At 42.3% G+C, this 21,156-nt stretch carries 22 protein-coding genes; 16 read left to right on the forward strand and 6 right to left on the reverse strand.

All coding sequences use genetic code 11. The annotated features are described in order from the left end of the window. Positions 1-52: 52 nt before the first annotated feature. The 4 genes from VS868_RS15440 to VS868_RS15455 are packed head-to-tail and all read right to left on the reverse strand — an operon-like array spanning position 53 to position 3,182. Positions 53-928, reverse strand: coding sequence for a nucleoside phosphorylase (locus tag VS868_RS15440; RefSeq protein WP_345598604.1), 876 nt, complete (start codon positions 926-928; stop codon positions 53-55). Between the two features lies 1 nt (position 929). Then, the gene (locus tag VS868_RS15445) at positions 930-1,865 is read right to left on the reverse strand and encodes a DUF1835 domain-containing protein (protein WP_266068266.1); all 936 of its coding nucleotides are present in this window, start codon (positions 1,863-1,865) and stop codon (positions 930-932) included. A gap of 9 nt (positions 1,866-1,874) precedes the next feature. Then, on the reverse strand, positions 1,875-2,228 hold the full coding sequence (locus VS868_RS15450; RefSeq protein WP_266068265.1) for a translation initiation factor: 354 nt from the start codon (positions 2,226-2,228) through the stop codon (positions 1,875-1,877). A 6-nt stretch (positions 2,229-2,234) separates the two neighbouring features. Next, the gene (locus VS868_RS15455) at positions 2,235-3,182 is read right to left on the reverse strand and encodes a 2-oxoglutarate and iron-dependent oxygenase domain-containing protein (protein ID WP_266068264.1); all 948 of its coding nucleotides are present in this window, start codon (positions 3,180-3,182) and stop codon (positions 2,235-2,237) included. Between the two features lie 127 nt (positions 3,183-3,309). Between VS868_RS15455 and VS868_RS15460 the strand changes: the two genes are divergently transcribed. From VS868_RS15460 to VS868_RS15525, 14 genes are all read left to right on the forward strand, one after another. Further along, complete coding sequence (locus VS868_RS15460; protein WP_345598605.1) at positions 3,310-5,319, forward strand: dehydrogenase E1 component subunit alpha/beta; 2,010 nt, start codon at positions 3,310-3,312, stop codon at positions 5,317-5,319. A 130-nt stretch (positions 5,320-5,449) separates the two neighbouring features. Further along, complete coding sequence (locus tag VS868_RS15465; RefSeq protein ID WP_029033028.1) at positions 5,450-5,611, forward strand: DUF1328 family protein; 162 nt, start codon at positions 5,450-5,452, stop codon at positions 5,609-5,611. Positions 5,612-5,693: 82 nt separating this feature from the next. Next, a complete protein-coding gene (locus VS868_RS15470; protein WP_345598606.1) occupies positions 5,694-6,170 on the forward strand; it encodes a lipocalin family protein in 477 nt (158 codons plus the stop codon). 11 nt (positions 6,171-6,181) lie between these two features. After that, positions 6,182-6,877: an OmpA family protein gene (locus tag VS868_RS15475; RefSeq protein WP_345598607.1), complete on the forward strand. Its 696-nt coding sequence runs from the start codon at positions 6,182-6,184 to the stop codon at positions 6,875-6,877. Between the two features lie 66 nt (positions 6,878-6,943). After that, a complete protein-coding gene (locus tag VS868_RS15480) occupies positions 6,944-8,059 on the forward strand; it encodes an NAD(P)/FAD-dependent oxidoreductase (RefSeq protein ID WP_345598608.1) in 1,116 nt (371 codons plus the stop codon). After that, positions 8,059-8,766 carry a methyltransferase domain-containing protein gene (locus tag VS868_RS15485; RefSeq protein ID WP_345598610.1) on the forward strand — a complete coding sequence of 236 codons (708 nt, stop codon included), beginning with the start codon at positions 8,059-8,061 and terminating at the stop codon, positions 8,764-8,766. Before VS868_RS15480 ends, VS868_RS15485 begins: the two co-directional genes overlap by 1 nt. A 9-nt stretch (positions 8,767-8,775) precedes the next feature. Further along, positions 8,776-9,828 carry a type III polyketide synthase gene (locus tag VS868_RS15490; protein WP_345598611.1) on the forward strand — a complete coding sequence of 351 codons (1,053 nt, stop codon included), beginning with the start codon at positions 8,776-8,778 and terminating at the stop codon, positions 9,826-9,828. Continuing rightward, complete coding sequence (locus VS868_RS15495; RefSeq protein ID WP_345598612.1) at positions 9,822-10,616, forward strand: SDR family oxidoreductase; 795 nt, start codon at positions 9,822-9,824, stop codon at positions 10,614-10,616. The genes VS868_RS15490 and VS868_RS15495 overlap by 7 nt, the downstream gene beginning before the upstream one ends. Before the next feature lie 51 nt (positions 10,617-10,667). Beyond that, positions 10,668-11,102 carry a FabA/FabZ family ACP-dehydratase gene (locus tag VS868_RS15500; RefSeq protein ID WP_345598613.1) on the forward strand — a complete coding sequence of 145 codons (435 nt, stop codon included), beginning with the start codon at positions 10,668-10,670 and terminating at the stop codon, positions 11,100-11,102. Beyond that, positions 11,099-12,370: a beta-ketoacyl-[acyl-carrier-protein] synthase family protein gene (locus tag VS868_RS15505; RefSeq protein ID WP_345598614.1), complete on the forward strand. Its 1,272-nt coding sequence runs from the start codon at positions 11,099-11,101 to the stop codon at positions 12,368-12,370. The genes VS868_RS15500 and VS868_RS15505 overlap by 4 nt, the downstream gene beginning before the upstream one ends. Positions 12,371-12,550: 180 nt before the next feature. Then, a complete protein-coding gene (locus VS868_RS15510) occupies positions 12,551-12,805 on the forward strand; it encodes a phosphopantetheine-binding protein (protein WP_345598615.1) in 255 nt (84 codons plus the stop codon). Continuing rightward, complete coding sequence (locus VS868_RS15515; protein WP_345598616.1) at positions 12,802-13,404, forward strand: 4'-phosphopantetheinyl transferase superfamily protein; 603 nt, start codon at positions 12,802-12,804, stop codon at positions 13,402-13,404. Before VS868_RS15510 ends, VS868_RS15515 begins: the two co-directional genes overlap by 4 nt. Positions 13,405-13,464: 60 nt before the next feature. Next, on the forward strand, positions 13,465-14,196 hold the full coding sequence (locus VS868_RS15520) for a hypothetical protein (RefSeq protein ID WP_345598617.1): 732 nt from the start codon (positions 13,465-13,467) through the stop codon (positions 14,194-14,196). A 287-nt stretch (positions 14,197-14,483) separates the two neighbouring features. Next, the gene (locus tag VS868_RS15525) at positions 14,484-16,514 is read left to right on the forward strand and encodes an aconitate hydratase (RefSeq protein WP_345598618.1); all 2,031 of its coding nucleotides are present in this window, start codon (positions 14,484-14,486) and stop codon (positions 16,512-16,514) included. Between the two features lie 54 nt (positions 16,515-16,568). Here the strand turns inward: VS868_RS15525 and VS868_RS15530 are convergent, their stop codons facing one another. After that, positions 16,569-17,135 (reverse strand): 3-hydroxyacyl-CoA dehydrogenase NAD-binding domain-containing protein, encoded by a 567-nt coding sequence (locus tag VS868_RS15530; RefSeq protein ID WP_345598619.1) that lies wholly within the window; start codon positions 17,133-17,135, stop codon positions 16,569-16,571. Positions 17,136-17,337: 202 nt separating this feature from the next. On the opposite strand from VS868_RS15530, the gene VS868_RS15535 reads away from it, so the two are divergent. Together VS868_RS15535 and VS868_RS15540 are read left to right on the forward strand one after the other, a co-directional pair. Beyond that, on the forward strand, positions 17,338-17,832 hold the full coding sequence (locus tag VS868_RS15535) for a DUF4251 domain-containing protein (protein ID WP_345598620.1): 495 nt from the start codon (positions 17,338-17,340) through the stop codon (positions 17,830-17,832). A 439-nt stretch (positions 17,833-18,271) separates the two neighbouring features. Beyond that, the gene (locus VS868_RS15540; protein WP_345598621.1) at positions 18,272-20,587 is read left to right on the forward strand and encodes a S9 family peptidase; all 2,316 of its coding nucleotides are present in this window, start codon (positions 18,272-18,274) and stop codon (positions 20,585-20,587) included. Between the two features lie 86 nt (positions 20,588-20,673). On the opposite strand, the gene VS868_RS15545 is transcribed toward VS868_RS15540, so the two are convergent. Further along, positions 20,674-21,147: a DUF1569 domain-containing protein gene (locus VS868_RS15545; RefSeq protein ID WP_266068244.1), complete on the reverse strand. Its 474-nt coding sequence runs from the start codon at positions 21,145-21,147 to the stop codon at positions 20,674-20,676. Between the last annotated feature and the right edge of the window lie 9 nt (positions 21,148-21,156).

Genomic DNA, 21,156 nt, shown 5'->3' on the forward strand with positions numbered 1-21,156 from the left:
TCAAAAATACGAATATGAGGTACGAGGGCTTTTAATATTCTGTTAAATGAAATTAGGCTGATACTATCCTGTCCAGAGCATATTTTATGGTATTCTCTACTGCCTGTGCACCATCTTTGGTAAAGTTTCCGGTTGCCCGGTTCGCGATGATGGCATTAAGAGATAAAGCTTTATGGCCCAACATTGCTGAAAGCCCGAAAATCGCTGAAGTTTCCATCTCCAGGTTGGTGATCTTTTTTCCTTTAAAACTAAATGTTGCCAGTTTATCTTTCATGTTGTCATCTCTCAAGGGAAGTCGGAGAACACGGCCCTGCGGGGCATAAAACCCGGAATTTGAACCTGTAAAACCTGCAAATACCTGCTCGCTCATAAATTGCTCTACCAGTGAAGCATTGGCCGGTACCACATAAGGTTTACTGTTTCTTTCATAAGTGCCAAGGTGCGCTTCTATGGCCTCATTAAAATCCTGAAGCTGTACTTCATCGCTCTGGTAAAAATGGAGAAGGTTATCAAAACCAACGGCCATCTCGCTCACTACTATAGAGTCTACCGGTATATCTTTTTGAATAGACCCCGAAGTTCCAACTCTAATAATATTAAGGCTGGTTTTTTCGGCTTTCATATCGCGGGTCTCAAAGTCGATATTGACAAGTGCATCAAGTTCATTGAGTACAATATCAATATTGTCTGTACCAATTCCTGTAGAGATCACCGATATTCTTTTACCCTTATAAATTCCGGTTTGGGTGTGGAACTCTCTTTTCTTAACAGCTATTTCTACTTTATCAAAGTGCTTCGTGATCTTATCTACCCGGTTTTGGTCTCCCACCAAAATAACGGTATCGGCAAGATGTTCGGGTTTTAAATTGAGGTGATATATGCTGTTGTCTTTGTTCAGAATTAATTCTGATGCTGCTAAATGATTCATGTTATAATTTTAGTAGATCGTGTGAAACGGGGTCATAAAGAAAGTCGTACTTTCTTACACCGCCGTAGCATTCGTCATCTTTTAGGTTCTGGTAATAATTTTTTGTGCCTTTTAATGCTTTAAGGCCATCTTCATTCAGTTTCAGTTTTTCTGCTGAAGTTTCATAGAAAGGGTTAAGCTTTTCAAGGATCCGCTGCATCTGTACATCTACATAGCCGTAATAACCCTGATATTGAAGGGCATAGCCTAAAAGATGATGCTGCGATTTAATATCGTGTTCTTCTATGAGTTTTAAGACGTTAATTTCCAGGGAATTCAATCCCGTATTTATATTAGGAAAGCGCTCAATATGGGCTCTAATAGAACTTGACAAATATTCAAAGTTTGTGGTCTTCTTGATTTCCGACATAAGCCGTTTTGGGTTTTTACTGCAGTACAGCTCCCAAATTAATTGTGCGGTTTGAATATCGGCCTTTTCAAGTGGAATCCTATATTTATAATGTTCGTTAAGATTTTTATCTGAAAGCTGCGAAAGGGCAGTCATTTCTGCTTCGCCTTTTAGTTTACGGCTACACACTAAAGAGAAAGGTCCATTTTTCTTATTCTGAAGCAGGAAGCTAATAAGGGCAAGCATGTTCATGTGTGAAAAGAGGTCGAACTCAAACCATAACACTATTTCATCATAATTATTGATGGCTGCCAGTTTTACCAGTTCACTAAGAAACTCCTCCTGGTACTGCTCTTCAGAAATATTGTACTTCTCAAGAAGAAAAGTTTTTCTGCGCAACACAAAGTCTTCGTCTCCCACATCAAAAGTTGTAGGGCCTTCACATAGCATTTCCCTCCAGGTGATTACATCTCCGGGAATTGAAAGATTGGTAATTTGTTCAGAAAGATCGTCCCCGTTGGTAATATGTAGTATTTTCTTTTCCTCCATAAAATATCTTTAACCCCCAATGCGCTTTACTTTGTAACCAAGCTCTCTAAGGTAAGACATTACTTTATCTCTAACATCTCCCTGAATTATAATTTCACCATCTTTAACAGAGCCTCCCACACCGCATTTCTTTTTCAGGTCTTTGCCCAGGGCATCGAGATCTTCTTGCGGGCCAACATACCCCTTTACCACAGTCACTTTCTTTCCTGCCCGCCCTTTGGAGCTATAATGGGCTTCCAGAAGTTGATCTTGTGGAGCTAAACTTTCTTCCTGCTCTTCATTGTGGCTTTCAGGAGTAAAATCTTTATCTGTAGAGAAAACAAATCCTCCCAGGTCTTCCAGCCCCATCTTTTTCTTAGCCATAAAAAACTATTTTTTGAGTCCTATTTCTACCAGTCTTTGATGAAGGAATTCTCCGGCAGTAATATCGGGGTAAGCTTTTGGGTGTTCATCATCTATACACTCTTCAAGACAATTTAGTGGCATTTCACTGCGAGGGTGCATAAAGAACGGAATGGAATAACGCGGATTGCTCCATTGCTCTTTTGGAGGATTCACCACCCGGTGTATCGTACTTCTCAGTTTGTTATTGGTATGCCGCTCCAGCATATCTCCTACGTTGATCACGAGCTCATCTTCCTGCGGAATAGCATCTATCCATTCCCCGTCTTTTCTTAACACCTGGAGCCCTCCGGTAGAAGCCCCCATTAAAAGCGTGATAAGGTTGATGTCTCCGTGAGCTCCGGCTCTTACGGCACCTTTAGGCTCTTCGGTGATAGGAGGGTAGTGAATGGGCCTCAAAATGCTGTTCCCGTTACTGGCCCAGTGGTCAAAATAGAACTCGTCCAGGCCAATGTATAGTGCAAGAGCCCTTAACACATAGATCCCTGTTTTTTCCAGCATTCTGTATGCTTCCATCCCGGTGTGGTTAAAATCGGGGAGCTCTTCTACCTGCACGTTTTCAGGATATTCTTCAGTAAGATTTGCATCTTTTGAAGGCTCCTGTCCAAAATGCCAGAATTCTTTAAGATCTCCCTCTTTCTTGCCTTTAGCGTGCTCTTTTCCGAAGGAAATATATCCGCGTTGCCCTGCAAGCCCCTCAATTTCATACTTCTGTTTGGTTTCAAGTGGAAGGGCAAAGAAATTCTTCACTTCTTTATATAGCTCATCCACAAGATTGTCGCTCAAAAAATGGTTTTTTAAAGCAACAAAACCTATTTCTTCGTAAGCCTTACCAATCTCATTTACAAATTTTTGCTTTCTCTTTGGGTCATCAGACAGGAAGTCGGCCAGGTTAACACTGGGTATATTGTTCATCTCCATAGGATCATTTTTTAGATACCACACAAAGTTAAATAAAATAAGAAGAGTGTCGTGGGCTTTAAATTTTTCTTAATAACAACGAATCCTATTTTAAGTACATTTGAGGAACCAATGCTTAATTATGAAAATTAAAGAAACTTCATTTCAACCTGATATAGAATTCGACAGAACAGATTTTAATGACGGGCAGCTCCTCGCTTTTTACAGGGAATTGCTTAAGCCCAGGCTCATCGAAGAGAAAATGCTGGTGCTTTTACGCCAGGGTAAAATATCAAAATGGTTTAGCGGGATTGGCCAGGAGGCTATATCTATTGGTGTCACGCTTTCTCTTCAAAAAGACGAATACATCCTGCCCATGCACCGTAACCTGGGGGTTTTTACGGCCAGAGAAATCCCGTTGTACAGGTTATTTAGCCAATGGCAGGGAAAAGCTTCGGGTTTTACCAAAGGCCGGGATCGCAGTTTTCACTTTGGTACGCAGGAATATAAAATTGTGGGAATGATCTCCCATTTGGGGCCTCAATTGGGGGTTGCCGATGGTATCGCTCTTGCTCACAGGCTTCAAAAAGAGCAAAAAATCACTGCAGTTTTTACAGGCGAAGGCGGCACGAGTGAAGGGGATTTTCACGAAGCCCTAAATATTGCTTCGGTATGGCAGCTGCCGGTGATGTTTTGTGTAGAAAATAACGGCTATGGGCTTTCTACTCCCACTTCGCAGCAGTATAATTGCGAGAATATAGCCGATCGTGCTGTGGGTTATGGTATGGAATCTCATATTATTGACGGAAATAACATTTTAGAGGTCTACGGAAAGGTTTCCAGGTTGGCAGAAAGTATGCGAAAAGATCCGCGCCCCGTTTTACTGGAGTTCAAGACCTTTAGAATGAGGGGTCATGAAGAAGCCAGCGGAACAAAATATGTTCCTAATGACCTGATGCAGCAGTGGGCAATTAAAGATCCTGTAGATAACTTCCGGGAATTTTTATTAGCTGAAAAAATGCTTTCTGAAAATCTGGACAACCAATACAAAGCGGAAATCAAGCAGGAAATAGATGAAGATCTAAAAAAGGCAAATGCCGAAGCCGGTATAGATTTCAATGAAACTGAAGAGTTAAATGATGTGTATCAAGAGTTTCATTATGAAGAATTTACTCATTCCGAAGAAACAGAAGAGCTTAGGTTTATAGATGCTGTATCTCAGGGATTAAGGCAATCAATGCAGCGGCATGAAAACCTCGTGCTCATGGGGCAGGATATAGCTGAATATGGCGGTGTCTTTAAAATAACCGAAAATTTCGTCGAAGAGTTTGGGACCGAACGGGTGCGTAACACTCCAATTTGTGAGTCGGGGATAGTAGAAACCGCCATGGGGCTTTCTATCAAAGGAATGAAAGCGATGGTGGAGATGCAGTTCGCCGATTTTGTGAGTTCCGGGTTCAATCCTGTAGTGAATTACCTGGCAAAAGTACATTACCGCTGGAACCAGCAGGCCGATGTGGTGATTAGGATGCCTTGTGGTGCAGGTGTAGGAGCCGGCCCTTTCCACAGTCAGACGAACGAGGCCTGGTTTACCAAGACTCCGGGTTTAAAAGTGATTTATCCAGCTTTTCCTTATGATGCCAAAGGATTATTGAACACAGCTTTTAACGATCCCAATCCTGTACTTTTCTTTGAACACAAGGCGCTGTATCGCAGTATACGCCAGCAAGTGCCTAAAGATTACTATACCTTACCCTTTGGAAAAGCAGCTTTACTGCGCGAGGGCCGGGATGTAACAGTGATAAGCTTTGGCGCGGCGGTGCATTGGGCGCTGGAGACTCTCGACGCTCACCCCAATATAGATGCCGATCTTCTTGACTTAAGGAGCCTGCAGCCGCTGGATACTGAAGCCATATTTTCTTCAGTAAAGAAAACAGGAAAAGTAATTATCCTTCAGGAAGATAGTGTCTTCGGCGGAATAGGTTCTGATATTGCAGCCATGATCGCCCAGGAGTGTTTTGAAGCTCTCGATGCGTCGGTAATACGGGTGGGTAGCCTTGAAACCCCAATACCATTCTCAAAAGCGCTTGAAGAAGGCTACCTTCCAAAAAAGAGATTTGAGGAGAAAATTCTGGAGTTATTGAAGTATTAAGAAAGAATTGGCGGTAAGTTGATTTTGTTAGGATTTCTTTACAAAAAACTTGTTAAATAAGTAATAATCTTTTGTCTGCCGCAAGGTCTCAACGTAATTTAGAGATAACTAATCACTAAAACTTTAAATTATGATACGATTAATCGTTATCTTTTTAATCATTGCAATTATTGCCGCCATCTTTGGATTTGGAGGAATTGCTGAAGGAGCTGCCGATATTGCGCAGATCATCTTTTACATTTTCCTTGTTCTACTTGTAATCGCATTGATAAGTAGACTTTTTAGAAGATAATTGTAAAAAGCATCATCCAATGTCATAAAGGCTTTTTTTAGCCCTGGCATTGGATTTTTTTTGACTCAGTAAAAACAGAAGCATGAAAAAGATTGTTTTTTTAATTTTAAGTGTGGTTTTTCTTGCCTCCTGCGGTTCCAGCAAGGTGGCAAATGAAGCCAGGGCAACCATGAATGGCGACTGGCAGTTAACCAGTATTACTTACCCCGGGAACAGCCAGAATGTACAGGTTTCCCTTTTAAACGATGTCCCTGCCAGGTGTCTGGAAGGCAGTACATGGAACTTTATTTCGAATAATAACACAGGTTCTTATGTGGTTTCAGGGCTTAATTGTCCCTCAGAAACCGAATTCTTTATCTGGTCAATTGACGGGTCTAACGCCGCAATGGGTAATTATGACCTTATGTTTAAGCCTACCAATTCCGATCATAAATCGGTTACCGGTAATACGGGTTACAGGATCAACCTTACCCATCTTTCGGGCAGTCAAATGACCTGGGAACAAACAGTGTCTTTTGAAGGCAAACCGTTTACAATTAAAATGAACTTTAATAAATAATTGAGAATACTATGAAAATGAGACAAAACAGATTATTTGCTTTTTTATTTGCTGCCCTTACTATGTTCGTGGGTTGTGATGCTACAAGAAATGCCAATAACAAACAAAAAGGAACCGTTATAGGTGCCACAGGTGGTGCCGTACTTGGCGGGGTTGTGGGTAATAATGTAGGAGACGGGAATACCGCGCTGGGCGCCATTATTGGTGGTGTTGTAGGTGGTGCTGCCGGAGCTTATATTGGTAACCGAATGGATAAACAAGCTCAGGAAATTGAACAGGAGATCCCCGGAGCTGAAGTTGAAAGAGTTGGTGAAGGTATTAACGTGACCTTTGATGAAACCAGCGGTATTTATTTTGCTACAGAAAAATATGCCATTGAGGGGCAGTCTCGTGAGGCACTTCAAAAACTTGCCAACATTCTGCAGGAATACCCCGATACAAACATTTTAGTTGAAGGGCACACAGACAGTACCGGTAGTGATGCTTACAACCTAACGCTTTCTAAGAACAGGGCACAGGCTGTAACAAACTTCCTTACCAGCCAGGGAATTTCTGGCGGAAGGATCGACACCAAATGGTATGGTGAGTCTCAACCTAAGTACGACAATTCTACTGTAGAAGGACGTTCAAAGAACCGTAGAGTTGAGCTTGCAATCGTTGCCAACGAAGAGCTTAAAGAAGAAGCAAGAAGACAGGCCGGTAATTAAGAGTCCGGTTCAAAGTAAAAAAACCCGGTTTTTCCGGGTTTTTTTATATCAAATATTATCTGAAAAATGAGCAACCGAATCATCATCGCAGGGGGCGGACTCGCAGGTTTAACTGCCACCATTCACCTGGCTCAAAAAGGGCAAAAAATCACTCTTTTTGAGAAAGATACTTTTCCGCGCCATAAAGTGTGTGGGGAATATCTGTCCCGCGAGGTGATTCCTTATTTTGATGAGCTAAAAATCCCGTGGAGGGATCTAAATCCGAAAAAAATAGACAGGTTGCGTTACAGCACGCCTTCCGGAAAGGCTATGGACGTTGATTTACCTATGGGTGCGCTTGGCGTGAGCCGCTACGCCCTTGATAACCTGCTTTTTGAAACAGCTAAAGCCAACGGCGTGGAAGTTCTCCAGGAAAAGGTGCTGGAAATGACATTTTTGGAAGGTAAGTTTCGGGTAGTTTCTTCAAAAGCTGAATATACTGCAGATTATGTTTTTGGCAGCTTCGGAAAAAGATCGCTGCTTGATAAGAACCTGGAACGGAATTTTTTTAAAGAATCCGCACCTTGGGTCGCAGTCAAAAATCACTATCGGCTGAAGGATTTTCCTGATGACCTGGTAGGTTTGCACAACTTTAAAGGCGGTTACTGCGGACTCTCCCGAACCGAGAATGGAAATATCAATATGTGTTATCTCGCCACCTATGAGAGCTTTAAAAATTACAAAGATCCGGATAAATTCAATGAAAAAGTACTTCGGAAAAACCCCTTTTTAGATAGGTTTTTAGCCGAAGCTGTTCCGGTATTTGAAAAACCGCTCACTATCGCACAGATCTCCTTCAGCAAAAAAGAAGCAGTGAAAGATCACGTACTTATGCTGGGAGATGCCGCAGGGCTTATACATCCATTATGCGGTAATGGAATGGCCATAGCGATCCACAGCGCCAAAATAGCTTCCGAAGAATTTATAAAACATATTGATACTCGAAGCCATCGGCAGGAAATGGAAACTGCTTACAAACAGCGGTGGGAAAAAATATTCAGCAGGAGATTTAAAACCGCATCGCTGCTTCAAAAGGTGCTGTTAAGAGAAAACCTGGCAGAAATTTCTCAGGCTTTAATTTCTAGAGCTCCGTTCCTTTTGCCCAAAATCATAAAACAAACACATGGAGAACCTATAGCGTAATGGTGAACACCAAAGAAAGATCCAGCCAAAAAGAGATCATGGATGATCTTGAGATGCAGGGGGAAGAACTGGAAAAGACCCTGCAAGACCTCGACACTGTGAACCAGTGGTTAGGCGGCAATAAAATTACGGTAAAAGGGGTGGAGAAACTTCTTAAGAGTTGCTCTTACACAAAACCGGTAAAGATCATTGATGTGGGCTGTGGTAACGGCAGCATTCTTAAAGAAGTAGCAAAGTATGGGCGAAAGACCGGGCAAAAATTTGAACTGCTGGGAATTGATGCGAACAAGAACGCTATGGAGATTGCAGAGAAAAATTTAGCTGCTTATCCTGAAGTTTCTTTTAAAGGAATGGATGTTTTTTCGGAAGAATTTGCGCGGCAGGAAGCAGAAATAATTTTGTGTACCTTGACACTGCATCATTTTTCAGATGATCAAATAAAGGAATTAATGAAGCTTTTTACTCAAAAAGCCGGGCTGGGAATAGTTATTAATGATCTTAAAAGAAGCAGAAGAGCATACTACCTTTTTCAGGCTTTTTGTACGGCTTTTGGAATAAGGGAGATCAACCGCAAAGACGGGCTCACCTCTATTTTGAGAAGTTTCAAAAAAGAAGAGCTGCAGGCATTTGCAAAAGACCTGGCGGTGAGTCGGCAGGAGATCAACGAAAAATGGGCTTTTAGATATCAATGGATCTTATATAAATAATCATAAAGAATGAGTGTTAGAATAGCGACAGTAGCAAAACAACTTCCACCTTACTCGCGTGAGACCACAGAGGTAATTCCCTTTGTGGAGACCTGGCTTGATGGGCAGGAGGAAAGATACAGGAGAAAAGTGATCAAGATCTTTGAAGGAGCTGCTGTAGACAAGCGATATTCTATAATGGAGCCGTCGGAGGTTTTTACGGCGACTTCTTTTGAAGATAAGAACCGCATTTACAGCAGGGAGGTAAAAAAGCTGGGATCTGCTGTGCTAAAAAAGGGGCTGGAACAAGCCGGTTGGGAAGCCCATTCTGTCGACTTTATCATCACTGTGAGTTGCACCGGCATCATGATCCCTTCTTTAGATGCTTTTCTTATCAACGAACTGCAAATGAAGCAGGATATTACGAGGCTACCGGTGACCGAAATGGGGTGTGCCGCCGGGATTTCGGGAATGATCTACGCCAACAATTTTTTGAAAGCAAATCCGGGGAAAAGAGCTGCAGTTATTGCAGTTGAAAGCCCTACGGCTACTTTTCAGCTGGAAGATTTTTCGATGGCAAATATGGTGAGTGCTGCGATCTTTGGTGACGGCGCTGCCTGCGTGCTAATGTCTTCGGAAGAAGATGCGAAAGGTCCCAAAATAGTAGGGGAGGACATGTACCATTTCTTTGATGCTACTCACCTGATGGGTTTTGACCTCACCGATCCCGGACTAAAAATGGTACTCGACCCGGCTGTGCCTCAAACCATCGCCGATCATTTTCCTGAGATCATTCATCCTTTTCTTGAAAAGCACAATTCTTCCATTGAAAAAATAGATCACCTGATTTTTCATCCCGGCGGAAAAAAAATTGTGCAGACGGTTGAAGAACTTTTTGGTAAATTAGGTAAGAATATAGACGATACCAAGGAAGTGTTGCGGCTGTACGGCAATATGAGCAGCGCAACTGTTTTATATGTCCTGGAAAGATTTTTAAATTGCCCGACAGAAAAAGGGGAGCAGGGGCTTATGCTAAGCTTTGGCCCCGGATTTTCGGCTCAAAAAATACTTTTAGAATGGTAAAGGAATTTGAAGGAAAGAATTATTGGGCACTCGTACTTGGCGGAAGCAGCGGTCTTGGCTTTGCTTCGGCCAAAAAACTTGCCCGGCATGGTATGAACATTCTGGTGGTGCACCGCGATAGAAAGGACGACCTGCCCGAGATAAAATCGGCTTTTGATGAGATTCGGGAGCTGGGGGTGCAGCTGCATTCCTTTAACCGCGATGCCACCCGAAAAGACCGAAGGGAAGAGATAAAGCAGGAAATGCAGGAAATTCTTGGAGACTCTGGGAAAGTCCGCACCATGTTGCACAGCATTTCTAAAGGAAACCTGAAGTCTATGCTGGGGAAAGAACCAACCTTGCGCAACGACGATTTTCAACAGACCATAGACGCCATGGCCATTAGCCTGTACGACTGGACGAGGCTTATTTATGATGCCGGTTTGTTTGCAAAAGATGCAAGAATACTATCTTTTACCAGCGAAGGGAACATCAAGGCCTGGAAAGACTATGCAGCAGTGTCGGCAGCTAAAGTGGCTTTGGAGGCCATAACCCGCAGCATCGCCCTCGAGTTTGCACCGGAAGGTATTCGTGCAAACTGTATTCAGGCGGGCGTAACAGTTACGCGTTCCCTGGAATTAATTCCGGGTTATGAAACGCTGCGGCAACATGCGCTAAAAAGGAATCCCTTTAAACGGCTTACCACTCCGGGAGACGTAGCAAATGCAGTTTATTTGTTGAGTAAAGATGAAGCGAGCTGGATCACCGGTACCGTGATTCCGGTAAACGGAGGGGAACATCTTAAGTAAGTTGGCGTGATCAGTTGTCAGTTGGCAGTTTTTAACTTTTAACTTTGAATTTTGAACTTTGAATATCTTATAAATTTACTTCCTTATTCTGAACCTTTTCTGTTTGTTGATGAACTAAAAGAAGTGTCTGAAAATGGCATTTTAGGCACCTATACTTTTCAGAAAGATGCCGAATTTTACAGGGGGCACTTTAAAGATAATCCGGTGACTCCGGGAGTGATCCTTACCGAATGTATGGCACAAATTGGCGTAGTTTGCCTCGGAATTTTTCTGCTGAAGAATGAAGAGTTGGGAAGTTTTGGTGTGGCTTTATCAAATGCATCAATAGATTATTTTTTGCCGGTGCAGCCCGGGGAAAAAGTGACTGTAGTTTCTGAAAAGATCTATTTTAGGTTTAATAAGTTGAAGTGTAAAGTACAAATGTTTAATGCTGAAGAAAAGCTCGTATGCAGAGGGGAAATTTCAGGAATGATAAAAGCTGAATGAACAGAAGGGTAGTAATTACAGGTATGGGCGTGGCTGCGCCAAATGGTGTGGGCTTAGCCGCATTTTCTGAAGCGCTCAAGAACGGTAAAAGCGGAATTAGATTTCAGCCGGAACTGGAGCGCCTGAAGTTCAGGTGCCAGATTGCCGGGCAGCCTGAAATTCCGGAGGAAATGTTGCAGGAATATTTCACAAATCTGGAGCTTCGGGGGCTTAACAGCAGCGGCATCCTCTACGGAGTGATCTCGGGTGTTGATGCCTGGAAAGATGCCGGCTTACCGCTAGGCCCCGAAGCAGAAACAGATTGGGATAATGGGATCATTTTTGGAACCGGGATCCTGGGAGTTGATAAATTTCGCGAAGCGATCCATTTAATTGACGACAAAAACACCCGCAGTCTTGGCAGTACAAGTGTCATCCAAACCATGGCCAGCGGGATTAGTGCCTATCTCAACAGCAAGCTGGCTTGCGGTAACCAGGTCACCACGAATTCTTCGGCCTGTACTACAGGAACAGAAGCTATTCTAATGGCTGCTGACAGAATACGGGCTGGAAAGGCCAAACGTATCCTGGCAGGAAGTTGTAGCGACAGCGGCCCTTATGTGTGGGGCGGTTTTGATGCCATGAGGATCCTGCCACACCAGTACAATGACCATCCTGAAGCCGGATCCAGACCCATGAGCGAATCGGCGGCGGGTTTTGTTCCCGGGAGTGGGGCGGGAGCTTTGGTTGTTGAAGATCTGGAATCGGCGCTGGAGAGAGGCGCGAAGATCTATGCTGAAATTCTTGGAGGTCATATAAACAGTGGCGGACAAAGGAATAAAGGTTCTATGACGGCCCCGAATTCTGAAGGCGTAAAAAGATGTATCAAAAATGCCATTTTTGACGCCGGAGTAAGAGGTGACGAACTGGATGCCATAAACGGTCACCTCACCGCAACCTCAATGGATGCTACAGAAGTGAAAAACTGGAGTGAAGCCCTTGAGTTGAAAGGAATAGATTTCCCGTATATCAATAGTTTAAAAAGCCTGACAGGCCATTGCCTTAGCGCTGCCGGAAGTGTGGAAAGTGTAGCGAGTATTCTCCAGATCTCTGAAGATTTTATCTTCGGAAATCAAAACTCTGAAGACCTGCATCCGGAAATCGAAGAGATCACCAGCCGGGAAAAAGTTCCGCAGAAATCCCTTTTTAGAGAGGTAAATCTCGTGGCGAAAGCAAGTTTCGGGTTTGGAGATGTCAATGCCGTGGCAATTTTTAGTAAATTCAGATGATTTAAAAATTCAAATTACAAGCACCAAATCCAAAGGGGCTCAGGAAAGAATAATTAAAGACCTCACAGGTTTTTGAAACCTGTGAGGTCTGGATCAAAATTACAAGCACCAAATTCCAAGAATAGAAGAAAGTGGTCAGAAAACTTTGAACATTAAACTTTAAACTTTGAACCATAAGAAATGGAAACAAAAGAAATTATTTACTGCCTTAAAAAAATCGTGAAACCTTATGTACAGAATGATTTGGCATTTCAGGATTTTAGTAAGGATACAGATTTTATAAAAGACCTGGAGATCAATTCGGCTAACCTTGTAGACATAGTGCTTGATGTGGAAGATGAATTCAATATCGCCATTGATAATGATTCTATGGACAATATGCTCACAGTGAATGATGCTGTAGAGATCATCAAAACCAAACAGCGGGAAAAGTGATAGGGAATGATGTGGTTGACCTGGAACTGGCGGCGCGGCAAAGTAACTGGCGCCGGAAAGGTTTTTTAAACAAGGCCTTTTCATCATCAGAGCAGGAGCTTATCCACACATCAGTAAATCCCGATAAGAAGGTATGGCTTTTATGGAGCATGAAAGAAGCCGCATATAAAGCTCATCAACGGGAGCATGATTTACCACGCCAGCTTAACTGGCTGGCCCAAAAATGTGAAATTGCGGTACTCACTTTAAAAACTGCTTCAGGCGAAGTGGAAATTGAAAACCATACTTACCACACTACTTCAGAAATAACTTCAGATTACATCCTAACTTCCGCAGAAAAAAATAGAGGCTCAGGTGTCAAAAATGCCATTTTTAAAGCCTCTTCTTCCGAAGTAAAAGAGCAGCTTAAAAAAAGAGTTTCAGAAGAGTTTGCCCTTGAATATCGGGAAGTCCAGCTAATTAAAGACCGCTTTGGAATGCCTTTTTTGACAGGTAATGACAGTTTCTTCTTTAACCGGTTTTCATTGAGCGGGCACGGCAGATTCTACGCTTACAGCCTGTCGTTAATTAACTGTGAAACCACAGTTAAACACTCTTAAGGGCTTTGGACGATTTTGGGTGCAGTTGTATCTTTAATTGAATCCAAAAACCAGAACTAAATGAAGAGTGTAGATAAGAAGGAAGTTATTAGCAGCCAGTCGGCCGAATTTATTCAACAAGCTGAAGCGGGAAAATTTCATAAAATGATTCCCGATACTTTTATTATTAAAATGGAAAATGGTGCCCAGGGGTACGCTATAAGGCATTTGAACAGGCAGGATATGCTCCTTATAGATACTACGGCGCAGGGAGCCAAAGAAGGTATCAGGCACCTGGTAGAAGAAGGTTATAAGATCAAAGGGATCCTTGTGACCCATAAAGATGCGCTGCAAAAAACTTATGCGCCGCTTAAAGAAATTTCTGAAGATGCAGGGGGGGCACCTATTTTTAGCCATCCGGTTAATAATGCAAACCTCGATTTCAATGTGCGCGATATCAACTCCAAAAATGACATATTTAAGCACTTTTCAATAAACCTCACAGATTTCCCTTCAAAAACGGGCGAAACAGCGGTGATCTATTCTGAAATTAATGAAGGAATGATCTTCGCCGGAAATACTGTTGAAGCTACTCCTTATGACGCCGAAGGTGATGATATTAAGAGAGCCGATACAGGTAGTGAGAACAAGAATCGTGGCATGGGCGAGACCTGGAGGACTTACATGAAAGAATTTAGATACTTCTTTCCTTACAAAGGAAAACCAAAATTCAATCTTTCTGAAGGGCAGCAAAAAGACCTGATAGTGAAATTAGGAAATACCGGGGAAGGCGGAAGCAACCCAAACCTCTAGGAAACAGCACATAATAAAATAGTTGCCGCCACGGGTCTTTTGCAAAAGCCTTGTGGCGGTTTTTGATTGCAGGACGGGACTATTCCCTGAAGTATTTTCGCGTTGGCTTCAATTTTTAGGATCTAATGAGCCTTAAAAGTTCCGGCAAACGTATATGGAAGATGCTTTTCGGGTAGTCCTTTTCTATTTTAAAATAAAAGTTAAGAACCTGAACTATAAGATATTGTTAAACCACCCACCATTCCGTAGGAAATTTGATAATTTAAAAGGAATAAAATCTTCGAAAAATGTCTAAGCTTAACGTTACTCAAAAACTAATTAAAGAACATCTTCTGAAGGGCGAAATGTCGCCGGGAAAGGAGATAGGAATCAAAATAGACCAGGCTTTGCTGCAGGATGCTACAGGAACCCTGGTGCAACTGGAACTTGAGGCCATGGGGCTAGATCGCGCAAAGACTGAAGTCGCCGTACAGTACGTGGATCACAACCTGTTACAAACCGACTTTAAAAATGCCGATGATCACGCTTTCTTGCTATCGGCGTCGCAAAAATTCGGCATCTGGTACAGCAGGCCGGGAAATGGAGTGAGCCACCCTGTACATATGGAACGTTTTGGAAAACCCGGAAAGACCATGGTAGGATCAGATTCCCACACGCCCGCAGCCGGATCTCTGGGAATGCTTGCTATAGGAACAGGCGGCCTTGATGTGGCTGCAGCAATTGCGGGCCAACCTTATTTTGTAAAAATGCCACAGGTAATGGGAGTAAAGCTCACCGGAAAAATGCCCGACTGGGTGAGTGCTAAAGATGTGATCCTGGAGATGCTTCGCCGGTATGATGTGAAAGGTGGAGTAGGGAAGGTGATAGAATATTATGGTCCCGGCCTGGCAGAATTGAGCGCTATGGACAGGCATGTGATTGCCAATATGGGAGCCGAATTGGGTGCAACAACCACAGTATTCCCAAGTGATGAGATGACCAGGAAATTTCTGAAAAGTCAGGGCAGGGAAGAAGACTGGATCGAACTGGTTGCCGATGAAGGTTGCTCTTACGACCTGGAAGACGAAATTGTACTGGACGATCTAATTCCGCTTATAGCCAAACCAACCAGCCCCGGGAACGTTGTTCCTGTAAGAGAGGTAGAAGGTATGGAAATAGGGCAGGTGGTGATAGGATCATCGGCGAATCCCGGAGTGCGGGATTTTTGGGTGGCAGGAGCTATTGTAGACGGTAAGGCTACAAAGGAAGAAGTGTCTTTTGATGTTAATCCCACTTCCAGGCAGGTAATACAGAATTTAATTGCCAATAAAGGTTTTGAAAAACTCATTGCAGCAGGAGCGAGATTCCATCAATCGGGTTGTATGGGTTGTATAGGTATGGGGCAGGCGCCGGCGTCAGATACCATTAGTTTACGAACCATGCCGCGGAATTTCCCGAGCCGTTCGGGAACTGAAGATGACCAGGTATATTTGTGTAGTCCAGAAACTGCAGCGGCTTCAGCATTAACAGGAAAGATCACAGATCCGCGTGACCTTGAGAAGCTTTACGGTATGAAGTATCCCAAATATGAATTTCCCGAAAAAGAGCTTATCAATACCATGATGCTGGTTGCACCGGCAGAAGATGGATCGCAGGTAGAGCTTAAAAAAGGGCCTAACATTAAGTCTTTACCATATATTGAGCCGTTAAGAGAGGCCTGTGATGTACCTGTTTTGCTGAAAATGGGCGATAACATCTCTACCGATGAGATCTTAAGAGCAGGGGCAGAAGTACTTCCTTTTAGAAGTAATCTACCCGAAATAAGCAAGTTCTCGTACTCGGTAATTGATGATACTTTTTACGACAGGGCGCAAAAAGCAAAAGAAAGTCATGGCGGACATATAGTGGTTGCCAGGGACAATTACGCACAGGGGTCGAGCCGGGAACATGCGGCACTTGCACCAAAATATCTTGGGCAAATCGCGGTGATCGCAAATTCTTATGCCCGAATTGCCTGGCAAAACCTGGTGAACTTCGGAATATTGCCATTAGAATTCATTGATATTGCCGACTACGACAAGATTGAGCAGGGAGATGAAGTAAGCCTTTTAAATTTGCGTGAAGACGTGAAGAACAGGAACAATATTCGGGTGGTGATCAATAAGAAAAATGGCCAGAATATAGAAATTGAGACCAGGCACAGCATGAGTGACAGGCAAATCCAGGTGCTGCTTAAAGGTGGAATCATTAATGAGTTTAAGGAACAACTCAAAAACCGGGAGGTGAACGCCGTAAAAGAAAATACAGTTACCGATAATCCCAGAAAGCAGGTAAAGTAAAAAAAAGAAATTGCTGAATTGAAAAGCCCGGTTGTTGACCGGGCTTCTTATATTTTAATCCTGTTGTTCAAGATGCCGGACATGCACTTCCATACCAATATCTTCAGAGAATTGTACTACAGAACTTAAGATATCTTCGCGTGTGTTGGGTAAGCTAATAACTTCTATGGATAAAATTTCTTTTAAGTTTCCGGTGAAGTGGAGGGTTAGGAATTTATTTGGCCGGCCGGAAATCCTGGCCAGCATTTCGGGATCTAAACCTTTAGAAGTAGTCACAAAAATGGCATTTTTGGGAGCTGTTTTTTGAAGTTCCCTGTAAAAGTTCCTTTTGGCTGCAAGATCTTCAGCAACAGCCTCTATGATTAAATGGGCATTACCAGCCGCTTCTGTAATATCCATAGAATAGGCAATATTGGCCAGTGCAGCTTCTACATTTTCTTTTGAGGCCTCGAAGTTTTGCTCATAATAATCGGCAAATTCCCGAAACCGGGTTCGGGCTTCTTCCAATAGTCCATAATCACGGTCATATACAGTTACATCAATGTTTTGGTAGGCAATGTGGAAAGCTAACCGTGCTCCAAACTTTCCGGCCCCAAATACAGTTAATTTTTCAATGTTCATAGCAGTTCGATTTGTCCTCTAAAGGCCCCCGTTTACAGACCTTAATGTCCTGTTTATATTTCTTAAATGCTGTCAAGAGAATATTAATTTCAGCATATTTGAGAAGACTTTAACTTTACAACAAAAGGATTAGAAGGAATACAAAAAATTGGCTATGAACCTTTAAAATTTTGTATTTTAATTTTAAAAAATAAATGTAATTATGAAAAGACGGTTTTTATTGCTATTTCTGGCTTTAATATTGGTTGCCTGTGGTAGCTCGAACAGGAGTAGTGAAACTTCGGCTGAATACAGACAAATGTTGGAGAAGGTGCAAAATCTTGATTTTAAGATCGAAAATGATTGGGCAAATCCTGCTAAATATAGTAGAGTCAATCTTATTGGAAACCCAAACCACATTACCTTTGAAGAAGATAGTGTAGAAGTATTTTTACCTTTCTTTGGAGAAAGGCAGTTTGGGGGTGGTTATGGTTCTTCAGGAGCAATTGAATACGATGGGCCTTTAAAAGATTTGGAAATCGAGGAGAAACCAGGAAAGAATCAGGTTCGGATCTTTTTCCGCGGAAATAATGAAAGTGAGAACATGGATTTTAGAATAATTATTTTTTCGAATGGGAATACGAACACATCAGTAACATCTTCACAAAGGGATCAGATAAGTTACGACGGCCAGATTGTAAAGAAAGATCCTGAATGATTTTTATTTAAGTCGGTAAGACTAAAATAAAGAAATTTAAAGGCATAACACTGCACACAATTATAATTAATAGAAACGGGAGGAATAGGGAAAAGAGGTGAAATAATATATTTCTTAAATATTCTATTTTACATAATATAAATTATAGTGCAATTATATAACTGGGAAGTTTATAGGAAACTGGAAATATTTCTGCCTTGTCCAGGTACAACGGCCTTTAGTAAACGACGCCACATCATGATGAGTAAATGGCAATTGCTCCAATCAAAGAGCTAACGGGAACTCCGCTATCATTTTAAGATTGAAGTATTACAAATACCTTCATGGACAAATAATATAATGTCCGTAAAACTCCCTTGTGAATAAAATGACTTCATTGGATTATTTATAGTTCCTAAAAAAGAACTAATTTATCCGCACTAACCGATATTGTATAAACATGGAAAACAAATTATTAAAAATGTCTTCTATTCTTATATTTTCTGTGGTCACCGGAATTAATGGAATTCAGGCTCAGGAAATTACAGGAACCTGGGAAGGAAAATTAAACGTTCAGGGAACTGAATTACCGCTTAAATTCGACATCACAAAAGAAAACGACTCTCTTTCGGGCACTATGGATAGCCCATTACAGGGGGCATTTGGTTTACCTCTCGATAAGGTTGAGCTCGAAAATAATCAGATGGTCCTCTCCTATTCAAAAATTGGGGCTACTTATACCGGTACCCTTGAGGGGGAAACTATAAATGGTACCTTTAAACAGGCGGGACAGGAATTTCCACTGGTGCTCAACAAGGTAGAGAAAACTGTTCCCGGGGACCCTACCCTGCCTTCTTCAGAAAAAGAACTGGAGCAGCTGTCGGCTTACGACCAGGGGAACTACAAATATGATGTGAAAGACTACTTTGCCAAACCAAAGGCGAGTTCTTTTCAATTTTCACCCGATGGCAAGTATATGTCGTACCGGGAAAAAGATGAAAATGCGAAGAACCATGTCTTTGTAAAAAACCTGGAAACAAATGAGATCACCCGGGCAATTGTTGAGGAGGATGAATTGGTTCGGGGCTATGGCTGGGCTAATGAAGACAGGTTACTCTATGTGATGGATAAAGGCGGAAACGAGAATTATCATTTGTATGCAGCAGATGTAGATGGCTCCAATACCATGGATCTCACCCCTTTTGAAGGTGTTCAAACCCAAATCCTCGATCTTTTAAAAGATGACAAAAATTACGTTATCGTCTCCATGAACAAAGAGAATGCGCAGGTTTTTGAACCTTACAAGGTTAACATCGAGACAGGTGACCTTGAAAAGCTTTACAGCAATGATGATATCGCAAATCCTATCATGAACTACCTCTTTGATAAAGATGGTACATTGAGAGGCTTTGTACGTCTACGTGAAGGTGTTAATATGGATCTTTACTACAAAAAAGATGTGGATAGTAAGGAGTTTGAAATAGTTAAGCAAATCAACTGGAAAGACACTTTTAATCCGACTTTAAATTACGCCACAGATTATCCACATGATGCCTATGTGGTTTCAAACCTTGAAACCGACAAAAACACAGTTTACCTGTATGACCTTAAGGAAGATAAGGTGATCAAAAAGTTGTTTACAAACGACAATTATGATATTTCAGGAGTTTCCCTTTCACGTCACCGTAATTATGAACTCGATTACTACACTTTTGAAGGGGAAAAGCGGGAAATTGTTCCCATTAGCGACTACTATAAAAAACTGCACAACCGAATCACCAGCGAATTTCCCGATAAGCAGTACTCAATAGCCGACAAAACCGATGACGAATCAAAATACCTGGTTTTTCTACAAAGTGATAAATTGTATGGCGAATATTGGTCTTATGATGTAGCCCAGGATAATTTTGAACTGCTGTACAACCTTATGCCCCAGCTCAAGGCAGAAGATATGGCCGAAATGAGGCCAATTACCTTTACAAGCCGGGATGGCAAAACCATACACGGTTACATTACGCTCCCAAAAGCTGCTGTTGACGGTAAAAAGGTGCCCGTAATTGTCAATCCTCACGGGGGTCCGCAGGGAATAAGGGATTCCTGGGGCTTTAATCCCGAGGCGCAATTGTTTGCCAGCCGTGGCTACGCAACCCTGCAGGTGAACTTCAGGATCTCGGGTGGTTACGGTCGTGAATTTATGGAATCAGGTTTTAAACAAATCGGAAGAAAAGCCATGGATGACGTGGAAGATGGATTAAAATACGTCATTGCGCAGGGCTGGGTAGATCCCGATAAGGCCGCTATTTATGGCGGTAGCCACGGTGGATATGCCGTTTTAAGAGGTCTTACCAAAACTCCCGATCTCTACGCTGCGGGTGTGGATTATGTTGGGGTTTCTAACCTTTTCACCTTTATGGAAACCATTCCTCCTTACTGGAAGCCTTATGAGAAGATTTTGAGGGAAATCTGGTATGACGAAAATGTGCCTGAAGAAAAAGCCATTATGGATGAAGTTTCGCCCGTGTTCCACATAGACAAGATCAAGAAGCCTTTGTTCGTGGTACAGGGTGCCAATGATCCGCGGGTTAACATTGATGAGTCAGACCAGATTGTGAGAGCGCTTCGGGCTAAAGGTGTAGACGTTCCCTACATGGTGAAATATGGTGAAGGCCACGGCTTCGGAAAAGAAGAAAACCGGATTGACCTTTATGAGGCCATGATGGGCTTTTATGCCAAGCATCTAAAAGATGAGGAACTGCAACCACAGTTCAGGGATTAAGTACGATTTATTCCCAAAGCAGCCTCTCAAAAATGCCATTTTTGAGAGGCTGCTTTTTTGTTCACATACCTCTTACATCGGGAAAATTATTTTGTCTTGCTGCCAACCACATCCCGAATGATCTTAAGATGATGTTCAGTATGGATTACAAGGAACTTTGCCGTTTCATCCCTTTTGATGTGCCCAAAATATGGATGCTCAAAAAAGGCTTTTTTAGGCAGCTTTGAAATCCCGGTGATCTTACGGCTGACTTTGAATATTTGATCCCGCAGCTCTTCTTCGGAAATATTATCTTCCGGAATTACCTTTTTTGGGGCCCGGGCTTTCCCCCTGGGAATTTTTCCTGTGAGATAAACCAGTTCCTTTTTCCAGCTGAAGGTCTTTCTATATTGAGCAGGATCTGATATATCAAGAGAACTAAGAATAGAATGTATCACTTTTAAACTATGTGCGAGGTGCCAGCCTACCGGTGCTTTAGAAATTTCAGGATTTTTCTGAGTCTTAAACGCTATGTAGGTTTTCATTTCTTCTAATTGCCCCTGTAATTCTTCTGCTTTCATTAATTGTAC

It is taken from the genome of Salinimicrobium sp. 3283s, assembly GCF_039602225.1.
GTDB classification, from domain to species: domain Bacteria; phylum Bacteroidota; class Bacteroidia; order Flavobacteriales; family Flavobacteriaceae; genus Salinimicrobium; species Salinimicrobium profundisediminis.

Excerpts from the sequence above, each read along its gene's own strand:
- VS868_RS15490 (WP_345598611.1), top strand. The coding sequence starts at position 8,776 with ATGAGTGTTAGAATAGCGACAGTAGCAAAACAACTTCCACCTTACTCG.
- VS868_RS15460 (WP_345598605.1), top strand. The coding sequence starts at position 3,310 with ATGAAAATTAAAGAAACTTCATTTCAACCTGATATAGAATTCGACAGA.
- VS868_RS15510 (WP_345598615.1), top strand. The coding sequence starts at position 12,551 with ATGGAAACAAAAGAAATTATTTACTGCCTTAAAAAAATCGTGAAACCT.
- VS868_RS15535 (WP_345598620.1), top strand. The coding sequence starts at position 17,338 with ATGAAAAGACGGTTTTTATTGCTATTTCTGGCTTTAATATTGGTTGCC.
- VS868_RS15505 (WP_345598614.1), top strand. The coding sequence starts at position 11,099 with ATGAACAGAAGGGTAGTAATTACAGGTATGGGCGTGGCTGCGCCAAAT.
- VS868_RS15440 (WP_345598604.1), bottom strand. The coding sequence starts at position 928 with ATGAATCATTTAGCAGCATCAGAATTAATTCTGAACAAAGACAACAGC.
- VS868_RS15545 (WP_266068244.1), bottom strand. The coding sequence starts at position 21,147 with ATGAAAGCAGAAGAATTACAGGGGCAATTAGAAGAAATGAAAACCTAC.
- VS868_RS15485 (WP_345598610.1), top strand. The coding sequence starts at position 8,059 with ATGGTGAACACCAAAGAAAGATCCAGCCAAAAAGAGATCATGGATGAT.
- VS868_RS15520 (WP_345598617.1), top strand. The coding sequence starts at position 13,465 with ATGAAGAGTGTAGATAAGAAGGAAGTTATTAGCAGCCAGTCGGCCGAA.
- VS868_RS15465 (WP_029033028.1), top strand. The coding sequence starts at position 5,450 with ATGATACGATTAATCGTTATCTTTTTAATCATTGCAATTATTGCCGCC.
- VS868_RS15475 (WP_345598607.1), top strand. The coding sequence starts at position 6,182 with ATGAAAATGAGACAAAACAGATTATTTGCTTTTTTATTTGCTGCCCTT.
- VS868_RS15470 (WP_345598606.1), top strand. The coding sequence starts at position 5,694 with ATGAAAAAGATTGTTTTTTTAATTTTAAGTGTGGTTTTTCTTGCCTCC.
- VS868_RS15540 (WP_345598621.1), top strand. The coding sequence starts at position 18,272 with ATGGAAAACAAATTATTAAAAATGTCTTCTATTCTTATATTTTCTGTG.
- VS868_RS15525 (WP_345598618.1), top strand. The coding sequence starts at position 14,484 with ATGTCTAAGCTTAACGTTACTCAAAAACTAATTAAAGAACATCTTCTG.
- VS868_RS15450 (WP_266068265.1), bottom strand. The coding sequence starts at position 2,228 with ATGGCTAAGAAAAAGATGGGGCTGGAAGACCTGGGAGGATTTGTTTTC.
- VS868_RS15480 (WP_345598608.1), top strand. The coding sequence starts at position 6,944 with ATGAGCAACCGAATCATCATCGCAGGGGGCGGACTCGCAGGTTTAACT.
- VS868_RS15530 (WP_345598619.1), bottom strand. The coding sequence starts at position 17,135 with ATGAACATTGAAAAATTAACTGTATTTGGGGCCGGAAAGTTTGGAGCA.
- VS868_RS15495 (WP_345598612.1), top strand. The coding sequence starts at position 9,822 with ATGGTAAAGGAATTTGAAGGAAAGAATTATTGGGCACTCGTACTTGGC.
- VS868_RS15445 (WP_266068266.1), bottom strand. The coding sequence starts at position 1,865 with ATGGAGGAAAAGAAAATACTACATATTACCAACGGGGACGATCTTTCT.
- VS868_RS15455 (WP_266068264.1), bottom strand. The coding sequence starts at position 3,182 with ATGAACAATATACCCAGTGTTAACCTGGCCGACTTCCTGTCTGATGAC.